Raw genomic sequence first — 8,691 nt, 5'->3', positions numbered from 1 at the left:
CGGCTGCGCGCCGCGCACCGGTGCGATACTCTCCCCCTGAAGGCCACGCACCTGGCACATGGCGCCAGCATCGCGCCCGGTCTCCCAGCGCCCGCCGCCCGAACAGGCGACCACGACGGCCAATACCCCAAAGCTACACAGGACAGCGACTTTGCGGGCAGTGGGTGTCATGCCTATTTTACCTTTGCGCGACCGAAGTCCGGGGCATCAGTATCCTGCCCAGCCTCGATGATGCTGCGACGAATCGCGCGGGTGCGGGTGAAGTATTCGTGCAGATGATCCCCGTCGCCCCGCCGGATGGCACGCTGAAGCGCGAACAGCTCCTCGGTAAAGCGGCCGAGGATCTCCAGCGTCGCATCCTTGTTGGTCAGGAACACGTCGCGCCACATGGTCGGGTCGCTGGCCGCGATCCGGGTAAAATCCCGGAAACCTGCGGCGGAATACTTGATGACTTCGGAATCGGTCACGCGGCGCAGATCGTCAGCCACGCCCACCATGGTGTAGGCGATCAGGTGCGGGGTGTGGCTGGTTACCGCCAGCACCAGGTCATGATGCGCCGGGTCCATCTGGTCGACATAGGCGCCCATGCCCTTCCACAGGTCTTGCAACCTGGTCAGTGCCGCAGGGTCGGTGTCTTCCATCGGCGTCAGAATGCACCAACGCTTGTCGAACAGTTCGGCGAACCCCGCGCGAGGGCCGGAATGTTCCGTCCCCGCCAGCGGATGGCCGGGAATGAAATGTACGCCAGCCGGCATATGTGGGCCGATGGCGGCGATGACCGCCTGCTTGACCGAGCCCACATCGGTGACACAGGCCCCCGGCGCCAGATGCGGCCCCACCTCTGCGGCAAGGGCATCCATCACGCCCACCGGCACGCAGAACACCACCAGATCGGCGTCCGCAACGCATTCGGCCGCAGTGGCGCAGGCAGCATCGATCAGCCCCAGTTCCAACGCCACCGCGCGCGTGTCCGCGCTGCGGGCATGACCGACGATGCTACCTGCCAACCCGGCCCGGCGCATCGCCAGCGCCATGGACGACGCGATCAGCCCCAACCCGATCAGTGCGACCTTGTCATACAGCACCGGCACTAGCGCTGGCCTTTGAACTGCGCCACGGCATGCACCACCCGGCGGCACGTCGCCTCATCGCCCACGGTGATGCGCAGGCATTCGGGCAGGCCATAGCTGCCGACACGGCGAACGATCAGCCCCTCGCGCTGCAAGAACAGGTCGCAGCTTTCGGCATCGGCCTGATCGGCGAACCGCGCCAGCACGAAATTTGCATAAGACGGGTCGCAGGGCACGCCCAGTGCGCTCAGCGCCTCGGCCAGCCAGGCGCGCATCCGCGCGTTCTCGGTCTGGCTGCGCTCCAGATGTTCACGGTCGCGCACGGCGGCCTCTGCGACTTCCAACTGCATGTTGGACAGGTTGAACGGCCCACGCACCCGGTTAAGCACGTCAATCACCGCCGCCGGGCCATAGCCCCAACCGACGCGCAATCCGCCCAGACCATAGGCCTTGGAGAAAGTGCGCGTCATGACGACATTGCCCAGCGCATCAACCAGCCCTGCCCCGCCATCATAATCCTCGACATATTCCGCATAGGCGCCGTCGATCACCAACAACACATTGTCGGGCAGGCCCTGCGCCAGCCGCTCCAACTCGGACACCGGGATCATGGTGCCGGTCGGGTTATTGGGGTTCGCCACGAACACCAACCTTGTGCGCGGCGTGACCGCAGCCAGCAGCGCATCAACATCAGTCGTGCGGTCAATTTCCGGCGCGGCAACCGGCGTTGCGCCCGCAGCCAGCGCCGAGATACGGTACATCAAGAAGCCGTGCTGGCTATACAGCACCTCATCACCCACACCGGCATAGGCTTGGCACAGGAAGGTGATAACCTCATCCGACCCGACACCGCAGATGATGCGCGCGGCATCCAGGCCATGCGTCTCGGCAATCGCGCGGCGCAGGGCGGCATGGTCGGTTGAAGGATAGCGGTGCATCGAATGCCCGGCGCGGCGATAGGCCTCGACCGCGCGATCCCCGGCGCCGAAGGGGTTTTCGTTCGAGGACAGCTTCACCGCCTCGCGCACCCCGTCGATATGCGCCGCGCCACCCGTATATACGGCGATATCCATAATTCCCGGCTGTGGCTGAAGAGTCTTGCGCATGTTTATCCCCGCTTATTACTGCGGTGTTCTAGCGCCGCAACTGTGCGGTGGCCAGACATGACATGCGTGTAAACACATCCATCATATCTAAAAACCCGCAGGCGTTGCCTATCTGCAAACCGGACTGTGACATCATGTCGGGCAGGCTGCCGCGTTATTGTGGATTCTGCGCCGCCGATCGCCGCAGCAACAGCCCCGCCACCACCACGGCGAAGGCCACAATTGCAATGATGATCGTTGCCAGCGCGTTCACATCCGGGCTGACCCCCAGCCGAACCTTGGAGAAAATCACCATCGGCAGGGTCGAAGCCCCCGGCCCCGACACGAAGCTGGCGATCACCAAATCGTCGAGGCTGAGCGTGAAGGCCAGAAGCCACCCCGACACCAGCGCCGGCGCGATCACCGGCAGGGTAATGTCGAAGAAGACACGGACAGGCCCCGCGCCAAGATCGCGCGCCGCCTCTTCAAGGCTTTCGTCCATGTCTCGCAGCCGCGACTGGGCGATGACGGCAACGAAGGCCATGCAGAAGGTGGTATGCGCGATGATCACGGTCGTCAGGCCCCGGCCTGCGGGCCAGCCAAATGTAAGCTCCATCGCCACGAACAAAAGCAACAGCGACAGGCCGGTAATGACCTCGGGCATGACAAGCGGCGCGGTGACCATGCCGGTCAACAGCAGCTTGCCGCTGAACGCGCCGAACCGGGTCAACACGAACGCAGCCAGCGTGCCCAGTACCGTCGCAAAGGTCGCACTGGCCGTAGCGATTTGCAGGCTGATCCAGCCAGCATTCAGGATCTGCGGATCGCGGAACAGCTCACCATACCATTTGGTCGAGAACCCGCCCCAGACCGTGACAAGCTGGCTTTCGTTAAACGAAAACACCACCAGCGACACGATGGGGGCGTAGAGGAAGACGAAACCCGCAAGGGCCAGTATCGGCAGGGTCCATCCGCGCTTCATTCCGCCGCCTCACGCTTGTTCTGCACCGCTTGCAGCCACATCGTCGGCGCCACCACCAGCACCAGCATGACAATCGCCACCGCAGATGCCACCGGCCAGTCGCGGCTAGAGAAGAATTCGTCCCACAAAACCCGCCCGATCATCAGCGTATCCGGACCGCCCAGCAGCGCGGGGATGACGTATTCACCGATCGCAGGGATGAACACCAACATCGAGCCTGCGATGATACCCGGCAGCGACAGCGGCAGCGTCACGGTAAAGAATGTGACCAGCGGCGAGGCGCCAAGGTCGGATGCAGCCTCAAGAAGCGCGCCGTCCAGCTTTACCAGGTTGGCATAAAGCGGCAATATCATGAACGGCAGGTAGGTATAGACAATGCCGATATATACCGCGAAATCTGTCTGCATCATCACCAGCGGCTCTTCAATTACCCCAAGGTTCAGCAGCAGATTGTTGATGACCCCGTCGCGGCGCAGGAACCCCATCCACGCATAGACCCGCAGCAGGAATGAGGTCCAGAACGGCAAGATCACCAGCAGCAGCAGGACCGACCGGCGGGGTTCGGCCGAGCGGGCGATATAATAAGCCATCGGATAGCCCACCAGCAGCGCAAAGACAGTAGAGACAAGCGCGATGCGGATGGATGAGAGATAGGCGTTCACATAAAGTGAATCGCTGAGCAGGAAGCGGTAGTTCTCCAGGCTGGCGATGATCTCCAGATTGCCATCGGGACCGTATTCCCACAGGGGGGAATACGGCGGGCGGGCAATCATCGCCTCGGACAGCGAAATGCGGCCCAGCACGATGAAGGGCACCAGAAAGAACACCAGAAGCCACAGCATCGGCACCGCCACGACAAGCGTGCGCCCGGAAAACCCGGCCCAGCGGCGTCGAGCCTTCGGAGATGACGCCACACTCATTCCGTCAGCACCCGGCCCGCAGTTGGCTGCCAGCTGACGAACACCTGCTCATCCCACATGATCGGATCTTCATCACGCAGCCGGTTCGATTGCGTCATGCGCAGCAGCCGACCACCCTTCAGGCGGATTCGATAGCTCGACATATGGCCGATGTAACCAATTTCCTCGACCACCCCTTCGATAATGTTGGGCGTGTTGTCCGGGCGGGTCCGGCTCAACGTCAGGCGTTCGGGACGCACGCCGACCGATACCGCCTGCCCGCGCGTCAGCCCGCTGCGTGGCGGCAGCATCACCGGACCCACGTCATCGGTGATGATCCGCATCAGATCGGGGGCGACGACATCGACACGCCCTTCGAACAGGTTGATCGAGCCGATGAAATCCGCCACGAAGCGTGATTTCGGGTCTTCATAGATCTCGCGCGGTTCGCCGACCTGCACGATCTTGCCTTCAGTCATCACCCCGATGCGCGAAGACAGGGTCATCGCCTCATCCTGATCATGCGTCACGACAATGAATGTCACGCCCAGAGTTTCCTGAATGCGGATCAACTCATACTGGGTTTCCTCACGCAGTTTCTTGTCCAGCGCGCCAAGGGGTTCGTCCAGCAGCAGCAGTTTGGGCTGTTTCGCCAGCGCCCGTGCCAGCGCCACGCGCTGCCGCTGCCCACCCGAAAGCTGATGCGGCTTGCGCCTCCCCAGATGCGACAGCTTGACCAGCGTCAGCATTTCCGCTGCGCGGGCATAGGCCTCGGCCCGTGACTTGCCTTCGCGGAGCAGGCCGTAAGCGACGTTCTTTTCCACACTCATGTGCGGAAACAGCGCGTAGGACTGGAACATCATGTTGGTCGGGCGTTTGTCGGGCGACACGCGGCCCATATCTTGCCCGTCGATGAGGATCTGACCATGGGTCGGTATCTCAAACCCGGCCAGCATGCGCAGCAGCGTAGACTTTCCACAGCCCGACCCGCCCAGCAGGCAGAACAGCTCACCCCGGAAGATGTCCAGCTGCACATCATCGACCGCCGTGAAATCACCGAACTGCTTGGTGACATTGCGGATCGAGATGAAAGGCACCGCGCCCTCATCCAGCCATGGACGCGGGGTCGCGGCATGGGGACGCTCAGCCGCGCCGGTCGTTGCCTGTAAGGTCATGCGGGGCTACTCGCTTTGCAAGGCCCCCGCGTGGCGGGCACGCGGGGGCTGGGTCCGGAAGGGGTTACTGGCCAGTGCGGACCCGGGTCCAAAGACGGGTTGCCGCGCGGTCGGTACGGCTGTCATAGGGCTGCATCTGCCACATGTTCTCGCGCGCGGTCAGCGACGGGAAAACCGCCGGATCCGACAGGATTTCGGGATCGACAAATTCCAGCGAGGATGCGTTGGCATTGGCATAGACCACATAATCGGTAATCTGGGCGATCACCTCGGGGTCCATCAGGAAGTTGATGAAGGCATGCGCGCCTTCCGGGTTCGGTGCGTCGGACGGGATGACCAGCATGTCGAACCACTGATGGGTTCCCTCATCGGGGATGGCATAGCCGACCTCGACACCGCGACCGGCTTCATCCGCGCGGTCAGAGGCCTGGAACACATCACCAGACCAGCCCACTGCCAGACAGGTTTCCCCATTCGCCAGGTCCGAGATATACTGGCTGGAGCTGAAGTAGCGCACATGCGGACGCACCGCCTCGATCAGTTCCGCCGCCGCTTCCATATCGGCCGGATCGGTCGACGTCGGCTCCAGCCCCAGATACCGCATGGCGGCGGGCAGCATCTCGATATGCGTATCCATGAAGGACACACCGCAATCGGCAAACAGCGCGACTTTCTCGGGGTCAAAGACCAGCGACCAGCTGTCGACGACATAATCCTCGCCCATCCGTTCAGCCACGGCCTGCCTGTTGTAGCCGATACCGGTGGTGCCCCACAGATAGATCATGCCGTATTCGTTGCCGGGGTCAAACGCCTCGACATCCGCCAGCAGTTCGGGGTCCATGTGGACGATGTTGGGCAACAGGTCCTTGTTGAGCGGCTGATAGACCCCTGCCGCGATCTGGCGCTGCATATAGTCCGAGGTCGGCACGACAACGTCAAAGCCGGAAGACCCCGCCAGCATCCGCGCTTCCAGCGTGTCATTGCTGTCATAGACATCGTAATTCACCGTGATCCCGGTACGCTCGGTAAACAGCGCCAACGCTTCTTCAGTGATGTAGTCCGACCAGTTGAACACGTTGATCGACCCGTTCTGCGCATGGGCGGCACTGGCCATGAGGGCCATGCTGACGGGAACAATTAAACGATAACGCATGTTTCGACCTCTTTGTTGGGTGTGCCCCTTTCGGGTGCATCTGCATCGGCGGTTCATCCGCCCTGATCGAAATGGTAGTGGAGGCTTGACCGATTTCACAAGAACCAAATCACGCGCAGCGCCAAAAATAACCCCTGCGCGGGGTGTATGTGCTGCAATGCGGGCAATGGGTTCACGCGGGGATGCGGCGCCCCCAGACCCAAGCCGGGCTGCTATTTCAGCGGGCTGAAGAAAATGCCGTCGTCGATCACGCTTTGCACGATCTGGCGCTTCACCATCCGGTTCTCATGCGCATAAGCATAGGTCAGCGACAGGTCGCACAATTGGTTGACCAGCCGGGGCACCCCGGCCGTGTGTTCGTGGATCAACTCGGCCGCCTGCTTGCTGAAGACATTGGGCTGCCCGCCCGCCACCTTGACGCGGTGCGCGATGTAATGCCCGACCGTGGGTGGGTCCATGACAGGAATATGGTAGTTCGCCGCAACCCGCTGCGCGAACTGGATCAGGTCGGGGCGGCGCACCATATCGCGCAACTCGGGCTGGCCCACGAGGTACAACTGCAACACATCATCCTTGCCGACGTTGATATTGGTCAGCATCCGCAGCTCTTCCAGCGCCTGATGGCTGAGGTTCTGCGCCTCGTCGATGATGAGGACGACGCGGCGCCCCTCATTGTACTCGTGAATGAAGAACTCCATCACCTTCTTGAACACCCGCTCATCCGCCGGGTCTTCGTCGGCGAGCTCTGGCAGCAGCCACTGCAAGATGTCACGCGTCCCCGGGCGGGTGTTGGTCACCATGGCCAGCGTCACGTCATCACCCAGGGCTTCGACAAAATACTGCAGCAAAGTGGTCTTGCCCGCCCCGATCTCGCCGGTCAGCAGGGTGATCGGCGCATGGGTAGACAGGCCATATTCCAGCATCGCATAGGCTCCGCGATGTGCCGCCGTCCAGTATATGAACTCAGGATCGGGCGTCAGCGAGAAGGGCCGCTGGCCAAAACCGAAAAAGTCCAGATAAGAGTTGAACGTGCCCGCCATCATTGCGTCCTAACGAAGTCTTAGCATTTATACAGGCGCCGGTGCGTACAGGATCACCGATCGGCCCACCCGGCGCGCGACCGGGTCCGTTCCGGTCTGACCAGCGATATAGCCAAAGAATGGCAACAATACCAACGGATCGCGGCAGTTTTTGGGCAAATATCGCAACAAGAAGGCAGGAGCCGCGCGCCACTGAACCGAGTCGCGTGGGAAATGCCCCGCGCAGCCCCGCCGTGGGATTGGCCACGGATCCGGCTGCAGAAAACGCTTCAAATTGACATTTCACGCCCCGAACAGAGGGGGTACGCCGATGCGGAAACAGTGTTTTCCCGTCTCAGATCCCATTTACCAATACAATTCGTTCAAATTTGCGGCGAATTGCGATATGTACTGCACACACCGTTGCCGCGTCGAAAGCCACAGGTTGCAGATGCCAGAGTACGAATCCGATGAGGAGGACAATATGACCAGAGCGCTTGCGCCCAGCCCGTCCGCTGTCGCGGGGCCGACCGTCACGGCCACAGTCCGTGCCGCTTCCCCGATCGGCCCGCGCCCCGGGTATCTGACGCGCCCTGCGGCGACGCCTGGCACCAGCGGCGGCATGTTCTACCGCAGGTATGCGAAGCGCTCGTTCGATGTGCTCGCCGTTGTGCTGGCGATGCCGGTAGCGCTGCCCGCCATGGCGATCATCGCGCTTCTGCTGCGGCTGGAGGGCGGGTGCGCCCTCTATTCACAGCGGCGGCTGGGGCAGGACGGCAGCATCTTTCGGGTGTGGAAATTCCGCTCGATGGTCGCCAATGCCGAGGCCCGGCTGGAGGAATACCTGGCTGCCGACCCCGTCCTGCGGATGGAATGGAATGCCACCCAGAAGCTGAAGAACGATCCCCGCATCACCCGGCTGGGCCGCATCTTGCGCAAGACATCGCTGGATGAATTGCCACAGCTTTTCAACATCCTGCGCGGCGATATGAGCGTTGTCGGCCCGCGTCCGATGATGCCTGACCAACTGGCCATCTACGGCCCGCTGGCGCGGCACTATTTCGCCCTGCGCCCCGGCCTGACCGGGCTGTGGCAGGTGTCAGACCGCAACAAGGCACATTTCACCCGCCGCGCAGAGATCGACGCCGAATATGAGGGCAATGTCACTTTGGCGCGCGACCTGGGCATTATCCTTGCGACATTCGCGGTCGTGGTGCGCGGCACAGGCTATTGAGCGAAGCGCGGGCGTGACAGTTGCCCGGATCAGCACGCAAGGTCCCGAGCTGACTGCGCGCGCTGCGCCGGAAA

General features: G+C 62.2%; 9 protein-coding genes (1 of these 9 only partly in view). 1 reads left to right on the top strand and 8 read right to left on the bottom strand.

Features of this window, described 5'->3' with window-relative positions:
* The 8 genes from H9529_RS16390 to H9529_RS16355 all read right to left on the bottom strand — a co-directional run.
* Nucleotides 1–171, bottom strand: the 5' end (the start) of a protein-coding gene (locus H9529_RS16390; protein ID WP_223814218.1) for an extensin-like domain-containing protein. It extends 456 nt beyond the left edge of the window; 171 of the gene's 627 nt are visible here — the first part of the coding sequence; its start codon is at nucleotides 169–171; the stop codon falls past the left edge of the window.
* Nucleotides 172–173: 2 nt separating this feature from the next.
* Complete coding sequence (locus H9529_RS16385; RefSeq protein ID WP_092887029.1) at nucleotides 174–1,091, bottom strand: prephenate/arogenate dehydrogenase family protein; 918 nt, start codon at nucleotides 1,089–1,091, stop codon at nucleotides 174–176.
* Entirely contained in the window at nucleotides 1,091–2,176 is a 1,086-nt protein-coding gene (gene hisC / locus H9529_RS16380) for a histidinol-phosphate transaminase (RefSeq protein WP_092887026.1), read from the bottom strand. The genes H9529_RS16385 and hisC overlap by 1 nt, the downstream gene beginning before the upstream one ends.
* 154 nt (nucleotides 2,177–2,330) lie before the next feature.
* Nucleotides 2,331–3,137, bottom strand: a complete 807-nt coding sequence (locus H9529_RS16375) for an ABC transporter permease subunit (RefSeq protein ID WP_092887023.1) — start codon at nucleotides 3,135–3,137, stop codon at nucleotides 2,331–2,333.
* The gene (locus H9529_RS16370; protein WP_223814389.1) at nucleotides 3,134–3,979 is read right to left on the bottom strand and encodes an ABC transporter permease subunit; all 846 of its coding nucleotides are present in this window, start codon (nucleotides 3,977–3,979) and stop codon (nucleotides 3,134–3,136) included. The genes H9529_RS16375 and H9529_RS16370 overlap by 4 nt, the downstream gene beginning before the upstream one ends.
* A gap of 74 nt (nucleotides 3,980–4,053) precedes the next feature.
* Nucleotides 4,054–5,211 carry an ABC transporter ATP-binding protein gene (locus H9529_RS16365; RefSeq protein WP_092887017.1) on the bottom strand — a complete coding sequence of 386 codons (1,158 nt, stop codon included), beginning with the start codon at nucleotides 5,209–5,211 and terminating at the stop codon, nucleotides 4,054–4,056.
* A 64-nt stretch (nucleotides 5,212–5,275) separates the two neighbouring features.
* Nucleotides 5,276–6,364: a polyamine ABC transporter substrate-binding protein gene (locus tag H9529_RS16360; RefSeq protein WP_092887014.1), complete on the bottom strand. Its 1,089-nt coding sequence runs from the start codon at nucleotides 6,362–6,364 to the stop codon at nucleotides 5,276–5,278.
* 212 nt (nucleotides 6,365–6,576) lie between these two features.
* Nucleotides 6,577–7,407: an ExeA family protein gene (locus H9529_RS16355; RefSeq protein ID WP_223814217.1), complete on the bottom strand. Its 831-nt coding sequence runs from the start codon at nucleotides 7,405–7,407 to the stop codon at nucleotides 6,577–6,579.
* A gap of 460 nt (nucleotides 7,408–7,867) precedes the next feature.
* On the opposite strand from H9529_RS16355, the gene H9529_RS16350 reads away from it, so the two are divergent.
* Nucleotides 7,868–8,617, top strand: coding sequence for a sugar transferase (locus H9529_RS16350; RefSeq protein WP_092887147.1), 750 nt, complete (start codon nucleotides 7,868–7,870; stop codon nucleotides 8,615–8,617).
* Nucleotides 8,618–8,691: the final 74 nt, after the last annotated feature.

It is taken from the genome of Roseicitreum antarcticum (genome assembly GCF_014681765.1).
In the GTDB taxonomy this organism is placed as follows: Bacteria; Pseudomonadota; Alphaproteobacteria; order Rhodobacterales; family Rhodobacteraceae; genus Roseicitreum; species Roseicitreum antarcticum.
Note: the sequence above shows the minus strand (reverse complement) of the source record. Positions and strands in the feature narration are given on the sequence as shown.

Bases quoted from the DNA above. Each gene is read 5' to 3' on its own strand.
- hisC (WP_092887026.1), bottom strand. From the start codon at position 2,176: ATGCGCAAGACTCTTCAGCCACAGCCGGGAATTATGGATATCGCCGTA.
- H9529_RS16375 (WP_092887023.1), bottom strand. From the start codon at position 3,137: ATGAAGCGCGGATGGACCCTGCCGATACTGGCCCTTGCGGGTTTCGTC.
- H9529_RS16370 (WP_223814389.1), bottom strand. From the start codon at position 3,979: ATGCTGTGGCTTCTGGTGTTCTTTCTGGTGCCCTTCATCGTGCTGGGC.
- H9529_RS16365 (WP_092887017.1), bottom strand. From the start codon at position 5,211: ATGACCTTACAGGCAACGACCGGCGCGGCTGAGCGTCCCCATGCCGCG.
- H9529_RS16360 (WP_092887014.1), bottom strand. From the start codon at position 6,364: ATGCGTTATCGTTTAATTGTTCCCGTCAGCATGGCCCTCATGGCCAGT.
- H9529_RS16355 (WP_223814217.1), bottom strand. From the start codon at position 7,407: ATGATGGCGGGCACGTTCAACTCTTATCTGGACTTTTTCGGTTTTGGC.
- H9529_RS16350 (WP_092887147.1), top strand. From the start codon at position 7,868: ATGACCAGAGCGCTTGCGCCCAGCCCGTCCGCTGTCGCGGGGCCGACC.